Raw genomic sequence first — 26,927 nt, 5'->3', positions numbered from 1 at the left:
GTGGTTGGTCTATCTGCTGCCCGGAGCAGTGGCCGGGGTTGGAGCGCTGGTCGGGCTGCTTTCCGGTGACGAGGTGCGACTCCCCGTTCTCGTCCTGACCTTGGTGCTCGTCGGTCTGGGCTTTGTGGTCCCGCCGGTGGTTGACCGGCTTCGCGATCGCCAGCAGCGGGTGTCCGCAGTGGTTGGTAGGCAGGTCGTCCAGCTGCACAACCATTTTGAGCCGCGGGCGCGGGGTGTGCTGCCGACACATCTTCGTAAGGGCAGTTATTTCACCGGTCGGCGGGCGGTGCTGGCGGATCTGATCGCTTGGTGCGGCGATCCTCTTGCTGATCCGCGTGGCCGGCTGGTGACCGGCGACCCGGGATCGGGGAAGTCCGCGGTGCTCGGCCGCCTTCTGGAATTGGACCGGCGGTCGTCGGCTGTCGCTGTTCATGCCCGCGGGAGGACCGCTGACGAAGTCGGCGACGAGATCGCGGTTGGGCTTCGTCTGGATCCTGTCGGTGCGACAGGTCTCCTCGCGGCGCTGCGGTCCGTCCGCCGGCGTCGGGTGCTGATCGTGGACGCGGTGGACGAGGCGATTCAGCCTTATCAGCTCATCCAGGACTTGCTGGAGCCGCTGGCTGCCGGTGCTGCGGCGACCGGTCTTAGGTGCGTCTTCGGTAGCCGGAGAGGTGGTGAGGGTGGGCTGCTGCGGGCCTTTGGCGATTCGGTAGTGATACGCGATCTTGACAGTGATGAGTATCTGGATCATTCGGACGTCGCGGCCTACGTGCGCCGGACGCTGCTGGCTGAAGCTGATCGGGATGTCCGCACGCCGTATCGGGATCGGCCCGACCTCGTGGGACTGGTCGCGGACGCCGTGGCCTCGCGTGCGGGGTCGAACTTCCTCGTCGCGCAGTTGACCGCGCTCGCGTTGATGGCGGCGCCGGAGTCGGTCGACATCGGCGATCCGGCGACGATCAGCTCGTTTCCGGCGGGGGTGGGCGCCGCGATGGACCGGTACTTGCGGGAGGTCGAGCCGGAGTACGAGGTGGCACGGGACCTGCTGACAGCGTTGGCCTGGGCTGAGGGTGACGGCCTAACGGACTTCGCGACCTGGGCCGCCGTGGCGACGGCTCTGGGCACGGCCGCATATACCGAGCAGGACGTTGTGCGGCTGTTGCGGACGCCGGCGGTTGACCTGGTGGCGCAAAGCGCCAACGGAGACCGGATCGCTACGCGCATGTTCCACGAGGCGCTCGCCGAACACCTGCGCGCGGAAACCCTCCGTCTGCGGTCCGAGAATGAGATCCAGCGTCGGATCGCCGGTGTGCTCATCGGACGTGTGTCGGTGGGTGAGAACGGGGAGCGGCTCTGGTCCGGCGACGACGAATACACACGGCGGCACCTGTGCACGCATGCCGCCCGCGGGGCATGCCTCGACGAGCTGCTTGCCGACGCCGGATTCTTGGTCGTCGCCGATGCAGCACCGCTGCTGCTCGCGCTTCCAGCGGCCCGCACGACTGAGGGCCACCGTCGAGCGCGTCTGATCGAACGGGTCGGTCAGCAACTCCTGCTTGCCGGACCTGAAGAGCGCGTCAGCTACCTTGAGATGGCCGCACGCATGGCGGGCGACGACGCCTTGGCCGAGCGGGTTGGGCGGCTCGACCCCGACCGGCCGTGGCGGTCCCGTTGGGCTCGGTGGGTGGACCTCGACGACTCCCAGGTCCTCGGCCACCACGACGGGTATGTGCTGGCCGTGCACATCGTCGACAGCCGGGCCGGTGCAGTCATTGTCGCCGCCAGCGAATGGGCGGTCCGGGCCTGGTGGTTACGGGACGGCACCCGCGTTACGACCGGCATCAGCTACCCGCACGACGAAATCCAGCGGATGGTCGCTTTCCGCGAGGGCGAGGACGTCGTCGTCCTAACCGCACATAGAGACGGCGAGGTGCGCCGGGCGACACTCTTCTCCGCTACCGTGCCCCGGACGATCATGCGGCAGCAACCGAAGTCCGGACTTTGGACGCTTCGGCATCACGACCGGCAGATCCTGCTCCAGACATCCGATGACCGTCTGTCGGCGTACGACGCGGACAGCGGCGAACCACTGTCATGGCCGCCGGTCGACGTGTCCGGACGACTGGTGACCACAGTGGCATCGGTCGATGGCCGTCCACTCGTCGTGCTCGGGTTCGCGGATGAGGGCGCGCGTAGCGTGCGGCTCCGCCGCGAGGACCTGGCAGTCGAGGTACGGGACCTGGCCACGGGTGCGCTGGTGGGTCAACCGCTACGCCCCGCCGCGGCGGTGCCAGGCTGGCATCCCACCGCGGGGATCTGGTCCGCAGCGATCGCCTCAGTCAGTGGGCGGTTGACCGTCCTTGTCGGCGGCTCGATCGGGGGGCAGATCTTCCACTGGGAACCCGAGTATGGCATTCCCGCTGGCGAGGAAGGGTATTCGAACCACGCTGGGGCAATGAGCACCGCGTTGCTCGGCGAAAGCGGCAAAGTCATGGCAGTTGGCGACAGCGTTGGCGACATCCATGTCTGGGAGGCGCCGGATTCGGGCTGGCGCCGGCTCGCGGTCCACGACAACGGGATAGACGCGGTGGCGATCGCCCGCGTCGGCACCAGAAACGTCCTGGTCACCGGCGGGCGTGACGGGACGGTTCGGTTGGTCCACCAGAACAGGACACCCGATAGCTCGCCGACACGGCGCTACCAGCACATCCGACACATGCCTCGATCACTTGACGTGCCCGCGCTTACCGTCTTCCAGGAGGGTGCTGACCGATACGTCGTCGTCGATGCCAGCAGCGGCGACGTACTCGCGGAGCATGCATTGGCGCCCGATCCGCCCGTATCCGACATCGCCATCATTCCTGGCGAGCATCCCTCGCTGGTGACGTTGCACCGCAGCAACGACCTGTTGACTATCGGGCCCGCATTAGCACCCGGACAGCGTCGGAAGGTCGCGATCCCGCGGGGCGACTGGTGGGCGGTTGAGGTCGATCCGGTGATGCCACAGACAGTGGTCCTGTGCGGGGTAGATGGAGCCCTAGCGTTCTTCGACTTGGTCACCGGCGTCGAAGTGCGCCCGAGGATTCAATGCCACACGGGGGCCTTCTGGATCGCGATCGACCCGGTACGACCCGCCAACACCACTCGTTTCGTGACCGCCACGACAATACCCACTCCCGAGGTCGTCCGGTGGACGCTAACGGACGACGGCACCGTTGAGCGAACCGATCTAGTGCTGGATGAAGCACCCGACGACGCCGAGTGGCCTTACGGCATCAGCGAGTTCGCATACGGCTGGCATGCCGACCGCCGGGTCCTGGTCGGCGCCGGTAGCAACTCCCACGTTCAGGTCTGGGACGCCGACGACGGCGGCGTCCTATGGTCAGGTGACCTTGCCGGCGGACATAACATGGCGATAAACGCGGTCGAAGTAGCCAACATCCGCGGTGAGACGTACATCCTCACCGGCGGACACACCTGCACGCTCGGCTTCCTAGAGCTCGCCACCGGCCAGGAACGCCATCTGTGGGTAGGCTCCCACATCTGGTCCATCGCGGCCGACTCCAACGGCAACGTCGTCATCGGCGGTGTCCGCGGCATCATGGGCATCCATCATCAGCAGCCCGACAACTGATCAACACCTGTACGAAAGCCACCAGCGCCCAACCGCGCTCCACCGCCAACCAGCCAGAATGCAGTCAGCAACGCAGCCCCAGCTCCACGCGACAATCTCATCGATAGACACCCCACCCACCTGTCCGGGCTACGCGGCTGTCACGGACCGTACGTCCCGCCGCGACATGGTCGTCCATCAGCCGAACACGGCGACCTCGTCCTTTTGGAGTTTCCAAGCCGCGACGAAGCGCGCCGGCCTCCCGGCCCCTTCACTCCCCGCAGCCAGCGCCAGTGTCCGGCCAGCGTCTCAGGCGTACGCACATGCCGAGAAGTGGATACTCGATCACGGCGCCGGCAGCGCATCGGTGAGAAAGGGCCCTGTCGCCCCGTCGGCGGTGATCGTCGCGGAGTGCGATGGACCGACCGTGTGATGATCGGGTTATGCGGGTAAGGATGGCAACCGATGCGGGACATCCCGGGCGTACCAATGAGGACTTCGCCGGCGCCGTTCCGTCCGGCATGGTCCTGGTCGACGGCGCGGGTGGCATCGCCGGCGCCGAGAAGGTCTGCCACCACGGCGTGACTTGGTACGCCAGCCGTCTCGGCGGTGCCCTCCTGGGCACGCTGTCCCAGGACCGGAGCCTGCGCGACGTGCTGGCCGAGAGTATCGAGCGGATCACCGACGAGCACCGCGACACTTGCGACGTCGCCCACTCGATCAGCCCGTACGCAGCCGTGGCTATGCTCCGATTTTCCGGCGGGCTCGTCGAGCACCTGGTCCTCGGCGACGCGGTGGTGGTCGTTAGCCGGGCTGAGGTCGAGCCGTTCGTCGCCCACGATCCGCGCGAGGTGGTGATTGCCCGGTCCTTCGAGGCCCGGCTGAAGGGCATTCCCGAGGGCAGTGACGAGTACCGGCGGCTGCTGCTGGAGTTGCGGGCTCAACGGAACAGCCCAGGCGGTTTCTGGGTGGCCAAGGATGACCCGCGGGTGGTGGACGAGGCGATCACCGGCAGTTGCCCGGCGGACGAGGTGACGGCGACGGCGCTGCTCAGCAACGGCGCGAGCCGGCTCGTGGACACCTTCGGGCTCACCGGCTGGGCGGGACTGCTGCACCTGCTGGAGACCGACGGACCCGGCGAGATCATCCGCCGGGTCAGGGAGGCCGAGATCCGCGACGGCGTCGCCACCGACGACGCGACGATCGTCTGCCGCAGCTGAGCGAAGATGCCTCGGCGATTGTTGATGGAGGTGCCGGAGAAAGAAGACCGCTCGGTACAGTCGCCCGTGATCGCACCGTCTGCCGAGCCGACCGTTCATCTGCTCGCGGGGTTTCCCGTAGTGCACATGATCGGATGTCCGGATCTGCCGCAGATCGCGCGCTCGGTCAGCGGCCCGCCGACCACCGCGAGCCCGAGGGCGAACAGGGCGGCCAGGACAATCGCCATGTGGGTGACGTTGCCACGTGCGGCCTGCTGTTCGAGTAATACATGGGCACGCGCCGCACGGCTGAGCACTGACGCCGCCCGACCTGTTGCCGAGTAGCCCTCTCCGAATCCTTGCCAAGTCTGCTCGAAGGCCCTGGCCGCACCGAGGCCGGGGCCATGTTCGCCGTAGGCGGGCGTCCAGGCGACCGTCGTCGACTCGTGAGACAGTCGGTTGTGCCTCGCATGCATCTGCTGTCTGGTAGAGCAGCACGTACTCTCCTCACGGCTCTGATCCTGGGCGGTCTCCTCGCGCTGTGGATCCTTCGTCGCCGCGTGTTCCCTGGATACCTCGAGGTCTGGTCGGTCTGGTCGGCCGGGGGCTCGACCACCTCGATGTCGCTGTGGGGACTGTCGTTACTCTGGTGGGGACGCATCGGCAAACTGATGGAATTCGCCGCCGGACTTGCGGTCGTGCTCGATCTGATCAAGCCTGAGTCCCTTCGCGTGTTCGGCGACCGAACCGGCGCGCTGTGGCGCCGCTACCGCGACTACTTCCGGCTCATCCAGATGGTTCGGATCTGGCGTTTCGGCCGAGCGATCTTCTGGAGCCTGCACCACTCCTACCAAGAGAGCGACGGGCGCGGGAATGTGCGCACCGTCTCCTTCTTGTGGCCGGGGGAGCCGACTCCCTTGGCAAAGCCAGGCTTCGACATCGCCCCCGACACGCTCGCCGCGTTCCAGCGCGAGCTGTTGGCCTTCCTCCTCGCGCGGCGGCACGACACGCCCCGTGACAGCTGGACCGTGGGCCATTCCATGATCTTCCAGTTCATCAGCGATCAGCTGCCGGCCGAGCGACGGGTCAGGGTCGAGGTGCTCAGCCGGTGGGTTCGCCTGGACAACCTGATCGGCGTTACGCTCTTCATGATCCTTCTCACCGTGCCGGTCGTGCTGCTGTATACAGGCGGGCGACCATTTTTCGGCGACGCTTGGCCGTGGTGGGGAAACGTGCTGCTGATTCTCGGATGCATGGCACTTCTGATCACCATTGACTATCTTCCGTTCGTCCTGTTAGGAATCGCGCTCGCCCCTGTTGCCGGAGTCGCTCGGCTGGGCGCGTGGCTACTCGACCGGCCGCGCCCGGCGCACATGCTCAAGGTGCTGGCGTTTGCCCTGTTCATCGTGGGATTTCATTTCGACCTGCTGGCGTCCTGAGCGAGGCCCTTCTATGACCCCCATGGGATCCCAGACGTTTGGCCGGCTGCTCACTGACGGCGGGGAGTTGGTGCTGGCCGGCCCTGATAGCGGCGACGCGCGGATGGGGCGGGCGCGGAAGCTGAGGTTGCCTTGTCGCCGGGCTGACCGTGCGGCACGAACGACGTGACCAGGCCTTTCTGGCGACCGGCGACAGCGGCTGGTGGCGACGTCCCCGGTTAGCGATCCCGTGTGCCCTGGCACGCGGAGGGCTTACCGCATCTGGCGCGATCCGCGCGCTACTGAACGTAACGGTAGCCGTGCGGCCGGCCCGGGGGAGCGGACGATGAGCGGGCTCGTCGGACACAGCTGGGCTTGAGCCGTAGGTTCGGCTTGGGTGCTCCGTGGGTGCTCGTGTGTTCCGGAGCTGGACGGACCAGCGGTGCACATCCTGGATCTCCAGCTCGTACGGGCGTTGACTCCGTTCGACGTCGATGGCAGTCGTGCCGTAGACCAGCGGTTCCGTGGTTGGACTTTTAATCCTTAGGTTCGGGGTTCGAGTCCCCGGCGGCCCACCCTTCTGATCTGCTCTTTCTCGTGTCGACTCTGTCTGGTGTGGAGCGTGGTCTGTTCGTTATGAGGTCACGATCTGCGAGTAGCCCGATGAGGGTCCTCTAGCTATGGGGTGATTTGGCTCGCGTTGACGTCGGCTCCGCTTGACGTCGGTGGTGCTCGGAGGGCTTGGACCAGTGGGGTGGGTTAGAAGATCGTGTATTTCTCCCACGTGTTTATGGCCGGCCGGCTGGCGATCAGCGGCTGGGCACCGGCCCGCTCGGCGGAGACGTAGAGGTTGTTCGCGGCGGCCCGGAAGCTGACGGTGCCGTCACTGTTGCGGATCAGGGTGAAGGTTTCCCAGGTGCCTACCGCGACCCGGCCGGCGAGCAGCGGCTTGCTGCCGCCGCTCTCGGCGGCGACGAGCATGCTGTTGATCCGGGCGAACAGCGCGACCTTTCCGCCGCCGAGGTCGATGATGTCGAATCGTTCCCACGACTGGGCTATGCGCGCGGCGGCCTTGAGCGGCTGGGCGCCCGCCTGCTGGGCGCTGACGAACAGGCCGTTGGCACTGGCCTTGAACGCCCGCCCGGCGTCGCTTGTCTTCACTTGGTAGAACTTCTCCCACGCGCCGATTGTGTTGCGGCTGACGGAGAGCACTGGGATGTCCAGCGCGTGCAGGCCGACGTAGAACCCGTTGTGGATCGACTTGAAGGAGATGCTGCCGTCGGCGTTGCGGATGAGGGTGAACCGTGCGGCGTTGTCGACCGAGAGGGCGTTCATCTGCATCCAGGAGCCGTCGATGCCGCCCACGGAGATGTACTTGCCGGAACGTTTGTGGAACAGGGCCACCTGGCCCGAGCCCGCGTCGGCCAGGTCGAACTGCGCGTCGGCGGTCAGCGAGGCCTGACTGACATCGAGTATCGTCTGCGTCCCGCTCGCACCCACGTACTTGAGCAGCGGCCGGGAGAGCAGGCCCATCGTCGCCGTCACCGGGAGGAACTCGACGAAGTCCGAGCGCCACGCCGAGCGGCCGTCCGTCCCGACGGCGGTCGTCTTCACCGAGAACTGGCCCGTCCTGCCGTATCGGTATGTGATGAGCGGCGAGGTCTGCTTCACGACCGTGCCGTTTCCGAAGTCGAACTCGTACGACGCGATCGGGACGATTCCCGGCTCGGACGCGGAGGCGTCGACCGTCACCGACATCGCGGCGAGGTCCAGCGCGACGTTGGTCCGCGGCGCCGGCAGGCGGGCGGTCTCGATGGAGCCCCGGTCCGCGTAGGTCACCGGGCCAGCGCCCGTGTTAGGCACCGCGGGGTCGTCGACCCGGGCGCTTCCGATGCGGTCGGTGGCCGGGTAGCCGGGTGCGGCGGAGTTCGCCGAGTCGTAGTTGTCGCGGAGGTTCACGATCGCGCGGTCGTGGGCGGCCTGTCCCGAGGCGGCCCGAAAGCCAGCCAGGTCCATCCGGGTGCCGTTCCACGCGTAGGCGAGGTCGCCGGACCGCGCGATGGTGTTGTTGTAGTCGGCGACAGTGCTGCCGACTCCACCGTCGTAGATGCCGAGGTCGGCGCCGTTGGCGACCACGCCGAGGCAGAAGTTCTGGTCGTAGTTGCCGTTGTCCTGAACGAAGTTGTTCTGGACGGACACGCCGGACGACGGCCCGTCGACGCGGATGCCGTCGGTGCAGCGCTGCCGGACGGTGTTGTTGGTGATCACCGTGCCGGCGGCGCCGTTGTTGTGGATGCCGATGCCCGGGCCGCCGTTGACCTGGTCAACGCGAGCGCGGTGATGCCGCCGCGGAGCAATGCGCGCATTCTCGTCCTCGTCTGGAAGAGGGGAGCCGGCTCACGCCGAAAATTAGTGCAGATTCGACCATGCCGCAGCGGCCCGCAGCAACCGATCAGACGGTCATTTGGGGCACTTGCCCACTGCGGACGAAGATGCCAGTGATCGCCCGGTTCGACCGATAAGCCATGGCCCGGCCCGGTACAGCGAAACGTCAGAACGACGAAAGTCGGCCGCAAGAGCCGTCGATTAACGTCGATGACTGGATACGCGCCGAAGCATTTCCGCGAAATCCTCGTGGAGGGATGACTGGCATGACGAGTCCTGTAAAAGTAGCTGTCCGGATCGCCGCGGTGCTGGGGGTGGGCATCGTTACGGCTGTTTCTGCCGTCGCGCCCAGCGCGTCGGCGGCGAGCGAAAACGTGTACGCGGCCGACGAAGTCGGTAGCGCAGGCGTTCACTGCTATGCGGTGGTCAGGAAGTTGGTCCCGGGCCAATCCGAATCCGAGGTTGTCGACCACGGATGCGTCCGCGCGGGCCAGAAGCTACCGCCCCTGGTGGCCAGCAGTAACGGCGATGGGCCGCACGTGCTCGTACGCATCTTTGGAGACGCGGACTACGGCTGTGGCTGGAACTTCTGCTACAGCCTCCTTGGCTACGACGGGCCGTGCGACAGCGCTGGTTACAGTTTTCCCAATACCGGGCATCCATCGTTTGCCTCCCTGTGGAGCACGGCGTCTTCCTGGAAGGTCGATAGCAATTGCTACTGGGTCCACGGCTTCCGTGAGCGGGACTACCAGAGCTCGGGCGGCTGGAAAGGCGGAAACCAGGCGTATATCGGTGACCACCTGAACGATCATCTGCTCTCTCTGCGGGTCACAGCCTGACGGGCGTCGACAACAACACGTCGCCGGCGGGCCCCGCCTCCCTTGGAGGTGGGGCCCGCCGGTCGGTGGTCCTTTGTTACGGCACCAGGCGGGCGCCCAGGGCCCTCGCCGCCACCACCAGGCCGCCCGTCGCCAGGACGATGTCCTTGAAGACGTACTGGGCCTCCAGGGTTGGGGTGCCGGGGAACATGTCGCCCCAGAAGAGGACGAGCGGCGACATGATGCCTACCAGCGACGCGGCCAGGACGAGGAGGCCGGCGCGGAGGAACTTGCCGGTGATCAGGGTGATGCCGATGAAGCACTCGGCGACCGCGGTCAGCAGCACCGCGCCGCGGCCGGAGACGATGCCCAGCGAGAGCGTGTCGAGCGTGCGGGCCACCAAGGCCTCGGCCGGACTGGCGCCGGGGAAGAACTTGAGGACGCCGAAGCCCAGGAAGACCACGCCCAGGCTGACGCGGAGCAGGGCGATGCTGTGCTTGGCCAGCCACCTGGTGAGGATCGCGCGCATTCCGTCGAGGGACATCGGAGGGGTCGTGACTGTCATGGCGGTCGCTCCGTTTCTGGTCGTCTTCGTCGATGCGTCCAGACTCCGTGTCACAGGGCTTCGGGGCGTCCGTCGAGTGCGGGCAAAGGGTGTACGGAATCCTGCGCATCCGCTCTTCGGCGGGTACGCGCGCCGTAGTAGGGCCCTGCGTCCGGCGGCGGGCGCAGAATACGAGGCGTGAGTACCCACGGCCGCCTCGTGGGCCGCGACCGGGAGTTGGCCGAGCTGGCCCGGCTGCGGTCCACGGCGGATGGCGGGCGGGGTGGGTTCGTGCTGCTGCACGGCGAGGCGGGTATCGGCAAGTCGGCGCTGGCCGCCCGCGTTACCGACGGGGCCGCCGCGGCCGGGGTGCCGGTGCTCACCGGGCGGGCGGTGGCCGACGAGGGTGCGCCGGCGTTCTGGCCGTGGGTGCGGGTGCTGGAGCAAGGGCGGGGTCTCGGGCTGTCACCGGCCCTGCTCGAGATGGGTGACGGGCCACCGGCGGCGGCGCGGTTTCTGGCGGTCGAGCGGGCGGTGCGCGCGCTGCTCGCGGCCGCCGAGCCGGACGGGCTTGTGATCTTGCTGGACGACCTCCAGTGGGCGGATGACGCCTCGCTGCGGCTGCTGCGCCACGCGTGCGGCGAGCTCGGCGGTGCCCGGGTACTGCTGCTGGGCACCGCCCGAGAGGTGACCGCGTCTCTCGCCGGCCTGCCCGCGCATACGCTCGCGCTGGGGCCGCTCACCGAGCCGGACGTGGCCGCCTACCTGCGGGAGGGCCATCCTTCCTGGCCGGCGTACGTGCACCGGGTCAGCGGCGGCAACCCGCTCTTCGTGCGTGAGCTGGCCCGGGTGCTGGTGCAGGAGGAGCGGCTCGCCGGACCGGCCACCGAGCTGCCGGTGCCGGCGCACGTGCGGGCCATGGCCGGGTACCGCCTGGAACGGCTGAGCCCGGCCTGCCGCGCACTGCTCGGCGGCGCGAGCGCGATGGGCGAGGAGTTCGACGTCGCGATCCTGGCCGCGGCCACCGAAGGCGGGACCGTCGAAGCCGGCACCGCGGAACAGCTCGCCGAGGCCATCGCGGCGGGCGTACTCGTCGACGACCCGGACACACCCGACCGCCTCCGCTTCGCCCACGCGCTGGTACGCCAGGCGCGGTATGACGAGCTGCCCCGCGCCGAGCGGATCGACTGGCACCGGCGGATCGCCGACGCGCTGGACGCGTCGCAAGGAGCGCACGCCGGCGAGCTCGCACGGCATCGGGTGCGGGCGGCGGTGGACGCGGCCAGCCGGCGTACCGCCATCGAAGCCTGCCGGGCGGCCGCCGCGGCCGCCGATCGGGCCCTGGCCTTCGCGGACGCCGCGCACTGGTACGCGCGCGCGTTGGACCTCGCCGGCGGCGCGGGCCTCGGCGGCGTGGGGCGCGCGGAGCTGCTGCTCGACCTCGCCGACGCCGCCTACGCGGACGGGCAGGTGACCGAGGCGCTGGCGCACTGCACCGCAGCGGCGGATCTGGCGGAGGAGGGCGGCCGCGCCGACCTGGTGGCCCGCGCGGCGCTCGTGGTTCGAGGGATCGACGGGCCGCCCAACGAGACCATCGCCGGACTGTGCGGCCGGGCCCGGACGCTGCTGCGCGACGAGGAGAGTGCCACGCACGCCCGGGTGCTTGCGCAGCATGCTGTCGCGCTTTCGGAGTACGGCCAGGTGGAGGCCGCCGACGAGCTCAGCCGGCGGGCCACCGCGATGGCCGAGCGGAGTGGCGACCCGGCTGCGCTTGTCGACGTGGCGCACGCCCGCCACCGCCTGATCCCGGGGCCGGAGGGCGTGGCCGAGCGGCTCAAGCTCGGCTCGCGCCTGCGTGACCTCGGCGCCGTGCCCGGGCGGCCGGAAGCGCCGCTGTGGGGGCAGATCTGGCGGATCGACGCCGCTTTCCAGCTCGGCGGGCTCGCCGAGGTCGACGTCGAGATCGCCGCCCTCGCCGGTCTCGTCGATCGGCTCGGCTGGCCGCTGGCGCGCTGGCACCTGCTGCGCACTCGAGCTACGCGAGAGCTGGCCGCCGGTGACTTCGCCGAAGCGGAACGGCTCGCCCTCGCCGCGTTCGAGGTGATGCGGGGCCTCCAGGACGTCAGCGCGGCGGGGCTGTTCTACCCGTTCATGATGGATGTCCTGCGGCTGACCGGGCGGTTCGGCGAGTACGAGCCGGGGGTGAGCGAGTTCGGCGAGGTGCCGTTGCCGATCGTGATGGCGGTGCACGGCGCCTACCGCCTCGCCGCCGGTGACACCGCGCGTGCCTGGGCGCACTTCGAGCGGCTCCGGGTCGCCTTGCCCGACCTGCCGAAGGACCCCCGCTGGATGCCGACGCTCGGGTACACCGCGGAGCTGGCCGTCGGGCTCACCGGCGACGGCACCCGGGAGGTCGCCGACTTCTGCTACCGGGCGCTGCTGCCACATGCCAGGTACCACCTCGCGGCCGCGACCGGATACCTGGGCGCGGCGGCCGGCGTGGTCGGCCGGCTCGCGGCCACGCTCGGCGACCTTGACGCGGCCGTGCGGCACCTGACCGAGGCGGAGGCGATGGAGCAGCGGGCCGGCGCGCCGCCTTTCCAGGCCGTGGTACGCCTCCACCTCGCCCGCGTGCTCGTGGCGCGCGACGGGCCGGGCGACCGTGAGCGGGCCGCCAGCCTCGCCGAGCGGTGCGCGCACACGGCCCGTCGCCTCGGCATGGCGCCCACCCTGGCCGCGGCGGACGCGCTCGCCGCCGAGCTGGACGGCACGGCGCTCACTCGCCGGGAGCGCGAGATCGCCCGCCTGGTCGCGGACGGGCTCGCCAACCGGGCCATCGCCGAAAAGCTGGTGCTCTCCGAGCGGACCGTCGAGACGCACGTCCGTAACCTGCTCGGCAAGCTCGGGCTGACCAACCGCACGCAGGTGGCGGCGTGGGCGCTCAAGCACGGACTACGTACCTGAAGTACGTGCCACCACTGATTTCAGCGGGCCTGGAAAGGCGCACCGTGTTTGGCATGTACGCACGACTTCAGACCACGCGAAACGTTCCCAATGGATTCGACGCCGAGGGGCATCCGGGCTTCGCCGGGCTGTTCCTCCTCGAACAGATCGGCATCGGCTGGAGCGCGACGGTGACGCTCTGGCAGACCCGCCAAGACGCGCTGCGCGAGCCCCGGCCGGCCACGCTGCACAGCGACGACGTGTACGAGGTGGAGGAGGATTGGCCCGGCGTCGCGGCCGGCGAGCGTCCCGAGGTGGCGACGCTGCTCTACTTCGACGGACCGCTCAGCGCCGCCCGGCTGGAGGCCGCACGGTGGTCCGGCCGGGAGCGGATTCTGCCCGCTGTCCGCGACCTGCCGGGACGGGTGCGCTCGCTGGTGCTCTTCGACCCGGAGGAGGCCAAGGTCACCCTTGTCACGCTCGCCACGAGCATGCCGGCGCTGGAGGGCATCGGCAAGGCGGTCATGGACACCGAGCTGCTGCCCGGTGAGGACCCGGCCCTGCTGCCCGGGCCGGACCGGTTCGAGGTCTGTCGGGTCGTGGGTTACGCACCCGCCGCGTAAGAGCCAGCGGTGAGCGTGCGTCGGCCCGCGGCTCCACGCCGAGGCTGGCGCACGCTTCGCGGTCGTCGGCATGGTCGCCATTCATGTGCCGCTTGATCGCCTCGATCACGTCGGGGGTGAACGGGGCTGTCACGCGACCACCTTACCGAGGTCGTCGAGCATCGCGGTGTTGAGCCGGTACGCGAGGGAGACCTCGTCGAGGAACCGGTCCTGCTCGACCGCGTCCCACGGCGCGGTGTCGAGCAGGTGCCGGTAGTGCTGCTTGAACGCGCGCGGCTCGATGCCGGGAAACTCGTAGAAGCGGGTGCCCGGGCCGTCGAGCCCGTACTCGCGGAGCAGCGCGCGCCGCATGATCTGACCGCCGGACAGGTCGCCGAGGTATCGGGTGTAGTGGTGCGCCACGAACCCGGCCGGCCAGGTGAACGCCACCTCGCGGAGCCGGGCCCGGTATTCGGAGGTGGCCGTGCTGGCCGCCACGTGCGCGGGCCAGTCGGGCCCGATCAGGTGGGTGAGGTCGGCGACGAGCGCGGGGAGCCGGGCCAGCTCGTCGGCGACGAACGGACCGGCGATCGGATCGGCGCGCATCTCGGTGGCGGCTTCCTCGAGCGTCTCGTACACGAAGAAGAGCTGAGCGGTCAGCGCGGCGTATCCGGCGCGGTCGAGACTGCCGCTGAGCAGCGCGTCGAAGTAGGTCATGGCCTGCGCGGCGGCGTGGTCGGAGCGGGTGACCTCACGCACCCTCGACGCGAACCCCACGGCCCCACCCCTTCGCCGCCAACTTAGGTAAGCCTAAGCTCCGATACCCCGGTGAGTGATCCACTAAACGGATGATCCGTCCCCGGCGGCGCTCGTGGTACCAGGTCGATGAAAGGTTTGTGAATGGGGCTCGCAGACAAACTGACCGCACCACAGCCCGATCCGGGGAGTCCACGTGCGTCAGTTGTCCTTTCGGTACCCCCTGCGCCGGCGCGTTGTTCCGGCGCTCACAATCCTTCTGGCGGCCGCTCTATTGCCGGCCGCCTCGGTAGTCGTCAACACGCCGGGGGTCGAGCGCGCCGCCGCGCCGATCGTCCGGGAAGCGCCGGACACCGATAGCGCCGTACGCGCCGCCATCGCGCAGAAGGCTCCGGTCCGCGTGGCGGACATGACCACCCCGACGCGGGTGGTCGACGCGCAGCCCGACGGCACGATGACCGCGACGCTCCACGCGTCCCCCCAGCGGGTGCTGCGGGACGGGCGCTGGATCGGCGTCGACACCACGCTCGTGCGCCGGCCGGACGGCACGGTGGCGCCGCGCGCGGTGGAGGCCGATCTTGTGCTCTCCGGCGGCGGCGCCAAGTCGCCCCTCGTGCGCTACGGCCGCGGTGGTAAGACGATCGCGCTGACCTGGCCGGGCAAGCTGCCCGAGCCGGTGCTCTCCGGCGCGACCGCCACGTACCCGGATGTGCTGCCCGGTGTCGACCTGCGGATGCGGGCCGACTTCGACGGGTACACGCAGCACCTCGTCGTCGAGAACGCGTCGGCGGCGAAGCAGCCGGCCCTGCGCCGGATTCGGCTCGGCCTGTCCACACAGGACGTCAAGCTGACCGTCACCCGCAAGGGCGGGCTGGAGGCGCGGGACGCCAAGGGGCGGGTGCTCTTCGCGGCGCCACCGTCGGCGATGTGGGACAGCGCGTCGAAGTCGGCGCGCGTCGGCGTCGCCCTCGAACGCGGCGCGCTGGTCCTCTCGCCCGACGCCGCCCTGCTGCGCGGCTCGAAGACCCGCTTTCCGGTCACCATCGACCCGGCCTTCGGCTACCCACACCGTCCAGGTTGGACGAAGGTTTTCAGCGGCGCGGCCGGCACGTCGTACTGGCAGGGCGCCAACGACGTCGACGGCTGGGCGAAGGTCGGGTACTGCGGTTGGGGCGGCTGCGCCGGAATCGGCGAGACCCGCTCCATCTTCCAGTTCGACACTGGCTTCCTCGGCGGGAAGCAGATCCTCTCGGCCACCCTCAACGCGAAGATCGTCTACGGACCGAGCTGCGGAACGACCGTCCACAAGGTATACCTCGCCGAGCGGGGCATCGACAGCGGGACGACGTGGGGCAACCAGCCGCCGATCGACCTCGAGCATCCGCTGGACTCCCGGGTCGCGGAGAGTAACTACACAGGCTGTGCGGGCGACAAGCCCATCGGCTTCAACGTGACGGGCGGCCTGCGAGCCGGTGGACAGTCGACGTACACGATCGGGGGCGCGTCCGAGGGCGACAAGTGGACCTGGCGCAAGTACGACGGCTGGGCCACGGGTCTCGTCGTCCACTTCAACAGCCGGCCCGACAAGCCGGTCAACCTCGGCATGGACCCGCCGCTGAAGCCGGCGTGCCGCTGGTGTGCCGGCGTCCCGTACATGGGCCAGGAGAACATCGCGCTTCAGGCGACGCTGACCGACCCGGACGGCGACAACCTGTACCCGCAGTGGCGCTACTCGGCCGACGGCGTGGAGACCGCCTGGGACGGTGGCACCCAGGCCAATGGCACCCGGCACAGCGCCCCGGTCAACCTGAAGAACAAGAACGGCAAGCTGATCGGCTGGTGGGTGCACGGCGCGGACGGATACTGGGGCAGCGAGGCGGCCGGCGGCTTCTCGTTCCGGGTCGACCTCGACCCGCCCGGCTCCAAGCCCGGCGTCAGCGCCCGGATCTACCAGAGCGACAACCGCTGGCACGGTGGCATCGGCCAGCCCGACCAGTTCACCTTCACGCCGACGGAGCCAGGCAAGCCCGGCGTCCGGGTCGACGACATCGACCACTACCTCTGGGGCTTCCAGAACCCGCCGACGAACAAGGTCGACGCCTCGGCGCTCGGCGGCCCGGCGACCGTGAACATCGCGCCGACGGACGACGGCCCGCAGACGCTCTACGTACAGAGCAAGGACCGGGCCGGGCACGCCAGCCCCACGCAGGAGTACCGCATCTACGTGCGCGCCGGAAACGGTCCGCTGGCCCAGTGGTCGCTGGACGGCAACGCCGAGGACACCGCGTTCCTCGGTGACCGGGACGGCACCCCGCACGGCACCGTGCGGTACGCGAGCGGCGCGGTCGGCACCGGCCTGCGGCTCGACGGCAACGGCCAGATCACCGCCCCGAACACGGTGCGGACCGACGGCAGCTTCTCGGTGACCGCCTGGGCGAAGCTCGACAAGGCCGAGGACCAGTCGTACACGGTCGTCAGCCAGCACGGCCAGAACACCTGCGCCTTCTGCATCCAGTACCAGGCGGACAAGAAGGCCTGGGTGTGGGTGCTGCCGCAGGCCGACCAGGCGAACCCGCCGGGGTGGTCTTTCGTGCAGTCGCCGGCGATCGCCGGCGAGTGGGTGCACCTGGCCGGCATACACGACGCCGTAACCAAGACGGTCAAGTTCTATGTGGACGGCCGGCTGGTCGGTTCGGCGCCGCACAATGCGCCGTGGCACGGCGCGGACGTGCTGCGGATCGGCTACGGCTACACCGGCGGGATCGACGAGGTGAAGGTCTACGAGCGGGCGCTGACCACCGCTGAGGTGACGGCCGAGGTGAGCCGGGACAACGTCCAGCTTGGACACTGGAAGTTCGACCTGCCGAGGCGGCCGGAGGACGCCGACCGCACCGTGCCCAACGCGGTGCCGGGTGGTGCGGCGGCGGTGTTGCACGGCGGCGCGCGGCTCGCGCCGAGCCCGGTCAACGGAGCGCTGCTGCTCGACAGCCCGGACGACTACGCGAGCACCGGCACGAGCGTGCTGCGTACCGACCGCAGCTTCACGATCGGTGGCTGGCTGCGCCTGGACACCGCGCCGGCGGCGACGCACACCTCGACGGCGGTTTCCCAGTCCGGCGCCGTCAACTCCGCGTTCTTCCTCGGCTACCGCAACACCGACGGCGGCAGGTGGGAGCTCTACGTGCCCTCCGCCGACTCGGTCACCAGGCCGGGGGACTCGGTTGTCGCGAGCGGGCCGAACACCGCCACGCTGGGCGCACCGGCGCACGTGATGGGCGTGTACGACGCGTCGACCCAGAAGATCGAGATATACGTCAACGGCAAGAAGGCCGGCTCGGCGCCGTACAACGGTGGCTTCCACGCGACCGGCGAACTCGTGGTCGGGCGCGCCCTGTGGCAGAACGCGCAGACCAACGCGTGGGCCGGCACCGTCGACGAGCTTCGGGCGTACAGCCGGGCGCTCTCCGCGGCGGAGATCGAGGGACTCGTCGCGCAGAGCGGGGTCACCTCGGGCCAGTGGCGCCTGGACGGCCTCGACAGCACGACCCGTGAGACGCCCGACTCGTCCACCCGCGGGCTCACCGCGAAGGCCGAGGGCGGCGTGGACCTGGTCGGCGGACAGACGGCGTACCCGGACCCGTCCGACATGGCGTTGCAGTTCAACGGCAGCACCGGGTTCGCCAGCGCGCCGCACGCGATCAACACGAGTCGCAGCTTCTCGGCCTCGGCCTGGGTGCGGCTGGAGAAGGTCGGCGCCCACTACGGCGTGGTGTCGCAGGACGGCAACCGGGCCAGCTCGTTCAAGATCGAGGCGGATCCGGGCGGCGGCTGGTCGTTCACGATGTTCAGCCAGGACACCGACAGCGGCGGTGAGGCACACCGGGCGATCGGCGGCAAGGCGCAGATCGGGGTCTGGACGCACCTGGCCGGCGTGTACGACGCGGACGCCGGGAAGCTGCTCCTCTACGTCAACGGCGTGCTCGCGGCGACCCGCGACCACACGAACGCCTGGGACCACACGACCGGCCGGATCCAGATCGGCCGCAACAAGATGGGCGGCGTGCCGGTCGACTACCTCCCCGGTGCCATCGACGACGTGGCGGTGTACAGCCGCACGCTCTTCGCCGACGAGATCCGCGTGATGGCCGGACGGGACCTCACGCTCGCGCACAACTGGGCGCTGGACGAGTCCAGCGGCACCGGCGCCGCGGACGCGGTCGGCGCGCAGCGGGCGAAGCTCTCCGGCGGTGCCGCGTTCGCACCCGGCCGGGCCGGCAACGGCGTCGACTTCGACGGGACCGGCGCCGTCACGACCGACGCGGTGGACCTGCGCACCGACGCCAGCTTCACGGTGAGCGCGTGGGCGTTCCTCGACTCCACGGAGTGCGACCTCCAAACCGTCAGCGAGTGCAAGGCGGACGTGGTCACGGTCGACGGCCAGAAGACGAGCAAGTTCCGGCTGGGGCACGTCATCAACGACGGGCAGAGCTGGCGTGGCGCCTGGATCTTCGAGATGCCGGAGTCGGACGCGCCGGGCGCCGCGGCGACCAAGGCGGTGGTGAGCACCGAACCGGCCGACCTCGACAAGTGGGTGCACCTCACCGGCGTGTACGACGCGCCGGCGAAGAAGCTCTGGCTCTACGTCAACGGCAACCGCATCGGTGACGGCACACTCAACAACCCGTGGCCGCACTCCGGCGGCGTGCGGATCGGCCAGGGCAGGGACGGCGGCACGACCGGCGAGCAGTGGCGGGGCCGGATCGACGACGTGCGCCTCCACACCGGCGCGCTGGACAAGGACCGGGTCTGGTCGCTGTTCACCTCGTACCCCGCCGAGCGGCCCCCGGCGACGCTGCCGGCGGCGGACCTCGGGCACTGGAAGGTCGACGAGAACACCGGCACCACCCTCGCCGACTCCAGCGGCAGCGGGCGCACCGCGACGCTCAAGGGCGGCGTCACGTGGACCGGTGGCCGCAACGGGTACGGCGTGCTGCTCGACGGCACCACCGCCTACGCGGAAACGGCCGGCCCGGTCGTCGACACCAGCCGGAGCTTCTCCGTGGCGGGGTGGGCCTACCTGACCCAGGCCGGCACGGCGAGCCAGACGCTGGTGGCACAGGACGGCGGCCGGCTCAGCACGTTCATGCTCCAGTACCGCGGGCCGGAAAAGGCCTGGGGCCTGGTGGTGCCGGGCGTCGACAACGACAGCCCGGGGACCAACGTGGTCATCCTGACCGCGCCCGGGCAGGCGGTGGTCGGCAGCTGGACACACGTGGCGATGACCTACGACGCCGGCTCGCACCAGGTCCGGTTCTACGTCAACGGCGCGCTGGTCGGTGCCGAGGTGGGCGTGACCGTGCTTCCCGCGACCGGGCCGCTGTCGATCGGCCGGGCCAAGTGGAAGGGCGGCAACGCGGACTTCTTCAGCCGCGGGGTCGACGATGTGCGGGCGTACTCGCGGGCCCTCACCGACGGCGAGATCCGCAAGGTGCACGACGACGTCGCCGCGCCGAACATGGACGTCTACGAGTTCGACGACGGCACCGGCCGCGACTACACCGGTACCCGTAACGACCTGACCGTCTCCGGTGGCGCGTCCTACGTGGCCGGGGTCAGCGGCAAGGCGCTCCAGCTGGACGGCGTGTCCGGCGCCGGCGTCGCGCAGCAGCCCTCGCTGAGCATGACGGACAGCTTCAGCGTCTCCGCCTGGACGAAGCTCGACCGCACCGACCGGACGGCCACCGCGGTCGGCCAGGACGGCAGCCGGATGAGCGGCTACCTGCTCCAGTACCGCCCGGCCCTGAAGCGGTGGGTCTTCGGCGGGCCGGTGGAGGACTCCGACTCGGCGGAGCTGGCCTACGTGGCGGCCCCGGCGCCGGCCGTGGCCGGACAGTGGACGCACGTGACCGGCGTCTACGACTACCCGGCCCGGCAGCTACGCATCTATGTGGACGGAAAGCTGGGTGCCGTCCGGGACAACGTCGCGCTCTGGCGGGCGACCGGGCCGACGACCGTCGGGCGAGGCCGGTTCAACGGCGCGCCGGCGGACTTCTTCCTGGGCGCGCTCGACGACGTCAACCTCACACTCGGCGCGATGTCCGACGCGGCGATCGCCCGGCAGGGCTCGTGGCCGGCACCGCCGGAGGGACAGCTCGGCCGGTTCGTGAACGCCGCCGGCGAGCGCTACACGGGCACGACCACCACACCGCCCGACGGATACCACCACGAGCTGACCCTGGGTCTGCTGGTGCGAGACGGGCAACCGAACACGAGGCTGCTCTACTCGTGCCGGGTCACCCAGAGCGGTGACACGTTCACCTCGGTCGACGCGGCCTGCGAGGGCCAGACCGGGCTGGGCGAGGTCGGCCGGGTCTACATCGACCCACCGGCCGGCGTGGTGACGATGCCGATCTACCGCTGCTGGATGGGCTCGGACCACTTCGAGTCGCGCCGCTCCGACTGCGAGGGCGGCACCAACGAACGCGTGCTCGGCCACACAGTCGCGTACGCCCAGCTCATGCGCTACGCGTACGACACCGGGCCATTCGACCACGCGTCCACAGTGGATGGCGGACCGCCCGGGTACAAGCGGGAGTACCTCGCGGGGTGGGTGCCGCTGGTCGCCCAGCCGGGCACCGTGCCGCTGATGAGCTGCCAGGAGGACTTCGACTACTTCGTCTCCACCGACCAGGCCTGCGAGGGCAAGACCGTGCTGGCCGCCATCGGTCACGTCTGGACCGCCGCTCCCGCGGGCGTCACGAGCCAGCCGATCTACCGGTGCGTCGGGGGCGGTCAGCGGTTTGTCTCCGTGGCCGCCGACTGTGAGGGAACCGTCTTGGATCGCCAGCTCGGCTTCGTGCAGCTGAGCCGGCCGATAGGGGAGGCAGCATGAGAGCGCTTCGTAGGCGGGTGGCCGCCGGGCTGGTGGCGGTGCTCGCGGCTTCGTTGCTCAGCGCCGTGGCGGCGCCGGCACCGGCGCTCGCCGCGGGCGGGCCGTCCGTCGACCTACCGACGACACCGTCCACACCGGTCACTCAGGAGACGTCAGGTACCAGGGAGCAGGACCAGGCCAGCAAGAACGCGCTGCGCGGCGATCAGCCCGCGTCGGGGACGCCCAAGCAGGGCGCCGGCACCCCGACGGCGACGTCGCTGTCGCCCTCGGCGACCTGGCAGGTCTCCGCGCAGACCGGCGACTTCACCTGGTCGTACCCGCTGCGGGTGCCACCGGCGCCGGGCGGGCTGAAGCCGGACCTCGCGCTGTCGTACACCTCGTCCGCCGTGGACGGACGGACCAGCGCGACGAACAACCAGGCCTCCTGGATCGGTGACGGATGGGACCTCGCGCCGGGCTTCATCGAGCGGGTCTACGGCGCCTGCGCGGAAGACACGATGGGCGGCACCACCCCGCCGGAGACCGGTGACCTCTGCTGGCGCAGCGACAACGCGGTCGCCACGTTCAACGGCGGCGGCGGGCTGCTGATCTGCTGTGACGGCGACGGCCGCTGGCGGACCAAGAGCGACGACGGTTCGCGGATCGAGCGACTCACCGGCGCCGGAAACGGGGACGACGACGGCGAGTACTGGAAGATCACGACGGTCGACGGCACCCAGTACTTCTTCGGGTCCCGTCCCGCCGCGAAGTCGACGTGGACCGTACCCGTCTTCGGCGACGACAAGGACGAGCCGTGCAACAAGGCCGAGGGATTCGCGGCGTCGCACTGCGTGCAGGGCTGGCGTTGGAACCTCGACAAGGTCGTCGACCGCAACGGCAACCTGATCCTGTACGGGTACGACACCGAGACGAACTCGTACGGCATGAACAAGAAGGACGCCGCCGTCTCCTACGTGCGGGGCGGCACGCTGCGCACGATCGAGTACGGCATGCGCGAGGGCCAGCAGGCGAGCGGCCAGGTCGAGTTCGTCGTGGCCGACCGGTGCGTGCCCGGCAGCAACTGCACCCCGGACAAGAAAGACAACTGGCCGGACGTGCCCTGGGACGAGAAGTGCGACACGGCGACGTGCAAAGACCACTACTCGCCCACGTTCTGGTCCACCAAGCGCCTCGCCAAGGTGGTCACGCGGGTGCGGGACGCCGGTAGCGCGTTCAGCGACGTGGATTCCTGGGCACTGGAGCAGATCTTCCCCAACCCGGGTGACGGCGAGAAGGCCGCACTGTGGCTGAAGAGCATCGTCCACACCGGACACGTCGGCGGCGAGCTCAAGCTTCCGGCGGTGACGTTCGAGGGGCGGATGCTCTCCAACCGGGTGTTCAAGGTGGATGGTCTGGCGCCGCTCAACCGGTACCGCGTCACAGCCGTCGTCTCGGAGAGCGGCGGCGCCCTCTCCGTGCACTACGCCAACCCGAACTGTGTCGAGGGCAGCTCGATGCCGGCCAACCCGGAGACCAACACGCTGCGCTGCTTCCCGGTGCGCTGGGCGCCGAAGAACGTGCCGGAGCGTACCGACTACTTCCACAAGTACGTGGTCGCGAGCGTCACCCAGTCGGACCAGTTCACCGGACTGCCCGACCCGATCGTGGCCAACATCCAGCAGGTCACGACGTACGAGTACCTCGACGGCGCGGCGTGGCACTACGACACCTCCGAGTTCACCAAGGAGGACAAGAAGACCTGGGACGAGTACCGGGGCTACGGCAAGGTGCGGATCCGCACCGGCGTGCCGGGCGACCCCAGCGGCCCGATCGGCCGGACCGAGCAGCGCTTCTACCGCGGCATGCACGGCGACAAGCTGCCCAACGGCGGCCCGCGCGCGGTGAAGGTGCAGGCGACCGAGGGTCCGGCGCGCGACGACGAGGACTGGCTCCAGGGCGTGCGGCTGGAGACCATCACGTATGACGGCGACACCGACCGGGTGGTCGAAAAGAAGATCGAGGAGCCGACCTGGCGCGGGCCGACCGCGACCCGGGGAGCGCTGAAGTCGTACATCGTGCGCACCGGGGTGACCGAGGAATGGACCGCGCTGGCCGCCGGCGGCTGGCGCACCACCCGCGGTGAGTCCACATACGACGATCGCGGGCAGATCGAGTCCGTCGACGACCTCGGTGACGTCGCGACGGCGGCTGACGACCGGTGCACCCGCACCACGTATGCCCGCAAGACCGGCCCGTGGCTGATGAACCTCGCATCCCGCATCGAGACGGTGGCGACGAGCTGCGGCAAGACACCGTCCTTTCCCGGCGACGCCGTCACCGACGTGCTCAACGACTACGACGCCGCCGGCAACCTGACCCGCACCCGGAGCCTGTCCACCCGACCGGCCTCCGGCGATCCGGGGTACTACACCACCGGCAGCAGCGTCTACGACGAACACGGACGGGTCGTGGAGTCGCGCGACGCGATGGGTGAGGTCACCCGGACCGTCTACACGCCGGCGACCGGCGGCCCGGTCACCCAGACGGTGACCACCAACCCGCTCGGTCACGCGGTCACGACCACGCTCGAGCCGGCCTGGGGCCTGCCGATCACGGTCGTCGACGCCAACAAGCGGAAGACCGAGACCGCGTATGACGCGCTCGGCCGCTCCACCCAGGTCTGGCTGCCCAACCGGTCCCGGACCAAGTACCCGGACGCGGGGAGCGCCAAGTTCTCGTACCTCGTGCGGGGCAACGGGCCGACCGTCGTGACGACCAGCACGCTCAACGCGAACGGCAACTACCTCACCACCAAGGAGATCTACGACGGGCTGCTGCGGCTGCGGCAGAAGCAGGTGCCCGCGGTGGGCGGCGGCCGGCTGCTCACCGACACCCGGTACGACTCGCAGGGCCGGGCCTACAAGAACACCCAGCCGTACTTCAACGACGCCGCGATCGACGACAACATCTGGGTGGCCAGCGACACCGAGATCCCCGGACACACCGTCACGCTCTACGACGGCGCGGGCCGCACGGTCGCCGAGGTCTACAAGGCCGGCGCGGTCGAACGGTGGCGTACCACCACGACGTACGGCGGCGACCGGGTGCACCTGACCCCGGCCGCGGGCGGCACGGCCACCACCACCATCACCGACGGCCGCGGCCAGACGGTCGAGCTGCGCCAGTACCGCGGCGGCACGCCATCCGGCACGTACGACTCGACGACCTACACGTACACGAAGGCCGGGCAGCTGGCGTCCACAAAGGACCCCGGCGGCAACGTCTGGCGGATCGGGTACGACATCCGTGGCAACAAGGTCCGGCACGAGGACCCCGACCGGGGCGTCTCGACCACGACGTACAACGACGCCGGCCAGCCGGTCACCGCGACCGACGCGAAGGGCGTCACGCTCACGACGGCGTACGACAAGCTCGGGCGCAAGCTGACCGTGAAGACCGGCGACACGCTGCTGGCACTGTGGACCTACGACACCGCGTTCAAGGGGCTGGGGCAGCTCGCCTCGTCCACCCGCTACGTGGACGGCGCCGCCTACACCCGGTCGATCGCGAACTACACCGAGCTCTACCACCCGTACGAGACCACGGTGACGATCCCGGAGAGCCCCCGGACGCAGACGCTCGCCCGCTCCTACACCACGTACAGCACGCTCAACTGGGACGGCTCGGCCAACGGGACGACCCTGCCGGCGATCGGCGACCTGGGCAAGGAGACCGTCTCCCACGAGTACGACGAGCTCGGCAACCCGACCAAGCTCACCGGCGGCCCGGAGGGCTCGGGCACGTTCGAGTACGTCACCAAGACCAGCTACACGCGCTACGGCGAAACCGAGCGGATCCAGCTCGGCGCGACAGGCAAGCGGGCCTGGCTGTCGTTCTACTACGAGGACAGCACCCGCCGGCTCACCCGCGCCATCGTCGACGCCGAGCTGCCGCGACCGATGCAGACCGACGTCAACTACACCTACGACCCGACCGGCAACGTCACGTCCATCGCCAACACGCCGATGGACCTGCCGCACGACGTGCAGTGCTTCCGGTACGACCACCTGCGCCGGCTCACCGACGTGTGGACCCCGGGCGGCGGCTGCGGCGCGGCACCCGACACCGGCTCGCTGGCCGGGGCGGCACCCTACTGGCACTCGTACACGTACGACACCGTCGGCAACCGGCTGACCGAGACCCAGCACGCGGCGGCGGGCGACACCGAGCGCACGTACGGGTACCCGGCGGCGGGCGCGCACAAGCTGGCGTCGGTGACCACGACCGGACCCTCCGGCACCAAGACGGACGCCTTCACCTACGACGGCACGGGCAACACGCTCACCCGGCCCGGGCAGGTGCTGGAATGGGACCCGCTGGGCAAGCTGGCGCAGCTCAGCGAGGGCGACAAGAAGACCCGATTCGTCTACGACGCGGACGGCGAGCGGCTGCTCCGCGAAGATCCGACGACCATCACCGTGTACCTGGACGGGCAGGACCTGACGCTGACGAAGGCGACCGGCAAGCTGGCCGCGACCCGGTACTACCAGCACGGCGACGACACCGTGGCGACGCGCACGGCGGCCGGCGTGAGCTGGGAGGCCGGTGACCACCAGGGCACCGCACAGGTGGCGATCGACGCGGCGAGCCTCAAGGTCACCCAGCGGCGGCTCACCCCGTTCGGCGCGCCGCGGGGTGCGCCGGTGCCGTGGGTGGGTGACAAGGGCTTCGTGGGCGGCCGGATCGACTCCTCTACCGGCCTCACCAACATCGGCGCCCGCCAGTACGACCCGCTGCTCGGCCGGTTCGTCTCGGTCGACCCGCTGATGGACCCGACCGATCCACAGCAGCTGCACGGGTACACGTACAGCAACAACAACCCGGTCACCCTCTCCGACCCGACCGGACTCGGCTTCTGGAGCTGGCTGGGCCGGACGGTGAAGAAGGCGGTCAAGGTGGTCGCCGAGGTCACCAAGTGGGTCGCGCCTGCCGCCGGGCTGCTGGCCATCGTGGCGACCGGTCCGGTCGGGCTGCTCGCCGCGGGGGTGGCCTTCGGCGCCGGGCTGTACAACGCCGCCTACAACTGCTCGGGCGGCGGCAACGCGGTGGACTGCGGTCTCGACGTCGCGGGCTCCGTCCTCGGCGCCGGGAAGATCGTGGCCGGAGCCGCACGGACGGCATGGCGGCAGCTGCGGCTCACCCAGAAGATGAAGACAAGCGTGCGAGCCCATGACGCGGGCGCGTTCACCGATCAGCATCGGCTCCTGCCGAACGGCGGTGGCGTGCGCAGGTGGGCCGACGGCCGGGTGGCGCGCGCCGAGGAGAAGGTGGGCGAGTTCGGCCCGGGTACCAGCGGATACCTGTACAACCCCACGCTCGGCCAAGGTGTCGAGCAGGTGGGCAGGGCCATCACCTACGCCAGCGCGACGACGACCGGCGGCTGCGAGTTCATCGTGCAGATCTGTGACACGTGGCCGAAGACGTCCGGACCCTTCGCCGACACCGACCGGGTCACCATGACCCCGAGCGGTTTCCCGATCTGGTTGCCGCCGCCCTCGGTGTCGATCTACCCGTACAACTTCGTCGGCCCGATCCCGGTCGGTGCGGTGCGTGCCAAGAAGCACTGGCCGGTCCAGTCGCGGCCCGGGAAGTCGGCGCCGCCGCAACAGCCCGCCGCGCCGCCACCGCCGCCGGCGAAGAACCCGGATACCTACACGACCTCGGACGGTCGCATCTGTAACCGCGGCGGAGGTTTGTGCGCCATCTAGCCCGTTCCAC

The 26,927-nt window shown here is 69.8% G+C and carries 12 protein-coding genes and 1 tRNA gene; 9 read left to right on the top strand and 4 right to left on the bottom strand.

Going from position 1 to position 26,927, the window contains the following annotated elements; translation table 11 throughout:
* Window positions 1-4 precede the first annotated feature (4 nt).
* Together ACTMTJ_RS37420 and ACTMTJ_RS37415 are read left to right on the top strand one after the other, a co-directional pair.
* Window positions 5-3,634 carry a WD40 repeat domain-containing protein gene (locus tag ACTMTJ_RS37420; protein WP_441223447.1) on the top strand — a complete coding sequence of 1,210 codons (3,630 nt, stop codon included), beginning with the start codon at window positions 5-7 and terminating at the stop codon, window positions 3,632-3,634.
* Between the two features lie 434 nt (window positions 3,635-4,068).
* Window positions 4,069-4,833, top strand: a complete 765-nt coding sequence (locus ACTMTJ_RS37415; RefSeq protein ID WP_441223446.1) for a hypothetical protein — start codon at window positions 4,069-4,071, stop codon at window positions 4,831-4,833.
* 95 nt (window positions 4,834-4,928) lie between these two features.
* Here ACTMTJ_RS37415 and ACTMTJ_RS37410 read toward each other — a convergent pair whose 3' ends face one another.
* The gene (locus ACTMTJ_RS37410) at window positions 4,929-5,060 is read right to left on the bottom strand and encodes a hypothetical protein (RefSeq protein ID WP_441223445.1); all 132 of its coding nucleotides are present in this window, start codon (window positions 5,058-5,060) and stop codon (window positions 4,929-4,931) included.
* Window positions 5,061-5,282: 222 nt separating this feature from the next.
* On the opposite strand from ACTMTJ_RS37410, the gene ACTMTJ_RS37405 reads away from it, so the two are divergent.
* Window positions 5,283-6,251 carry a hypothetical protein gene (locus tag ACTMTJ_RS37405; protein WP_441223444.1) on the top strand — a complete coding sequence of 323 codons (969 nt, stop codon included), beginning with the start codon at window positions 5,283-5,285 and terminating at the stop codon, window positions 6,249-6,251.
* 482 nt (window positions 6,252-6,733) lie between these two features.
* Window positions 6,734-6,805: transfer RNA gene (locus ACTMTJ_RS37400), tRNA-Lys, on the top strand.
* Window positions 6,806-6,989: 184 nt separating this feature from the next.
* Here ACTMTJ_RS37400 and ACTMTJ_RS37395 read toward each other — a convergent pair.
* Window positions 6,990-8,498: a PKD domain-containing protein gene (locus tag ACTMTJ_RS37395; RefSeq protein ID WP_441223443.1), complete on the bottom strand. Its 1,509-nt coding sequence runs from the start codon at window positions 8,496-8,498 to the stop codon at window positions 6,990-6,992.
* A gap of 383 nt (window positions 8,499-8,881) precedes the next feature.
* Between ACTMTJ_RS37395 and ACTMTJ_RS37390 the strand changes: the two genes are divergently transcribed.
* Window positions 8,882-9,454, top strand: a complete 573-nt coding sequence (locus tag ACTMTJ_RS37390; RefSeq protein ID WP_441223442.1) for a hypothetical protein — start codon at window positions 8,882-8,884, stop codon at window positions 9,452-9,454.
* Between the two features lie 76 nt (window positions 9,455-9,530).
* Here the strand turns inward: ACTMTJ_RS37390 and ACTMTJ_RS37385 are convergent, their stop codons facing one another.
* A complete protein-coding gene (locus ACTMTJ_RS37385) occupies window positions 9,531-9,998 on the bottom strand; it encodes a DoxX family membrane protein (RefSeq protein WP_441223441.1) in 468 nt (155 codons plus the stop codon).
* A 177-nt stretch (window positions 9,999-10,175) separates the two neighbouring features.
* Between ACTMTJ_RS37385 and ACTMTJ_RS37380 the strand changes: the two genes are divergently transcribed.
* Both ACTMTJ_RS37380 and ACTMTJ_RS37375 read left to right on the top strand, forming a co-directional pair.
* Window positions 10,176-12,941 carry a helix-turn-helix transcriptional regulator gene (locus ACTMTJ_RS37380; protein WP_441223440.1) on the top strand — a complete coding sequence of 922 codons (2,766 nt, stop codon included), beginning with the start codon at window positions 10,176-10,178 and terminating at the stop codon, window positions 12,939-12,941.
* A 53-nt stretch (window positions 12,942-12,994) separates the two neighbouring features.
* The gene (locus ACTMTJ_RS37375) at window positions 12,995-13,543 is read left to right on the top strand and encodes a hypothetical protein (RefSeq protein ID WP_441223439.1); all 549 of its coding nucleotides are present in this window, start codon (window positions 12,995-12,997) and stop codon (window positions 13,541-13,543) included.
* A gap of 129 nt (window positions 13,544-13,672) precedes the next feature.
* Here ACTMTJ_RS37375 and ACTMTJ_RS37370 read toward each other — a convergent pair whose 3' ends face one another.
* On the bottom strand, window positions 13,673-14,299 hold the full coding sequence (locus ACTMTJ_RS37370) for a heme oxygenase (biliverdin-producing) (RefSeq protein WP_441223438.1): 627 nt from the start codon (window positions 14,297-14,299) through the stop codon (window positions 13,673-13,675).
* 175 nt (window positions 14,300-14,474) lie between these two features.
* On the opposite strand from ACTMTJ_RS37370, the gene ACTMTJ_RS37365 reads away from it, so the two are divergent.
* Window positions 14,475-21,170, top strand: a complete 6,696-nt coding sequence (locus tag ACTMTJ_RS37365; protein WP_441223437.1) for a LamG-like jellyroll fold domain-containing protein — start codon at window positions 14,475-14,477, stop codon at window positions 21,168-21,170.
* The gene (locus tag ACTMTJ_RS37360) at window positions 21,167-26,917 is read left to right on the top strand and encodes an RHS repeat domain-containing protein (protein ID WP_441223436.1); all 5,751 of its coding nucleotides are present in this window, start codon (window positions 21,167-21,169) and stop codon (window positions 26,915-26,917) included. Before ACTMTJ_RS37365 ends, ACTMTJ_RS37360 begins: the two co-directional genes overlap by 4 nt.
* Window positions 26,918-26,927: the final 10 nt, after the last annotated feature.

The organism is Phytohabitans sp. LJ34 (assembly GCF_052068095.1).
In the GTDB taxonomy this organism is placed as follows: domain Bacteria; phylum Actinomycetota; class Actinomycetes; order Mycobacteriales; family Micromonosporaceae; genus Phytohabitans.
The sequence above is the reverse complement of the archived record's forward strand: the minus strand, read 5'-3'. Positions and strand labels throughout refer to the sequence as shown.

Excerpts from the sequence above, each read along its gene's own strand:
- ACTMTJ_RS37415 (WP_441223446.1), top strand. The coding sequence starts at position 4,069 with ATGGCAACCGATGCGGGACATCCCGGGCGTACCAATGAGGACTTCGCC.
- ACTMTJ_RS37410 (WP_441223445.1), bottom strand. The coding sequence starts at position 5,060 with ATGGCGATTGTCCTGGCCGCCCTGTTCGCCCTCGGGCTCGCGGTGGTC.
- ACTMTJ_RS37405 (WP_441223444.1), top strand. The coding sequence starts at position 5,283 with ATGCATCTGCTGTCTGGTAGAGCAGCACGTACTCTCCTCACGGCTCTG.
- ACTMTJ_RS37390 (WP_441223442.1), top strand. The coding sequence starts at position 8,882 with ATGACGAGTCCTGTAAAAGTAGCTGTCCGGATCGCCGCGGTGCTGGGG.
- ACTMTJ_RS37385 (WP_441223441.1), bottom strand. The coding sequence starts at position 9,998 with ATGACAGTCACGACCCCTCCGATGTCCCTCGACGGAATGCGCGCGATC.
- ACTMTJ_RS37375 (WP_441223439.1), top strand. The coding sequence starts at position 12,995 with ATGTACGCACGACTTCAGACCACGCGAAACGTTCCCAATGGATTCGAC.
- ACTMTJ_RS37360 (WP_441223436.1), top strand. The coding sequence starts at position 21,167 with ATGAGAGCGCTTCGTAGGCGGGTGGCCGCCGGGCTGGTGGCGGTGCTC.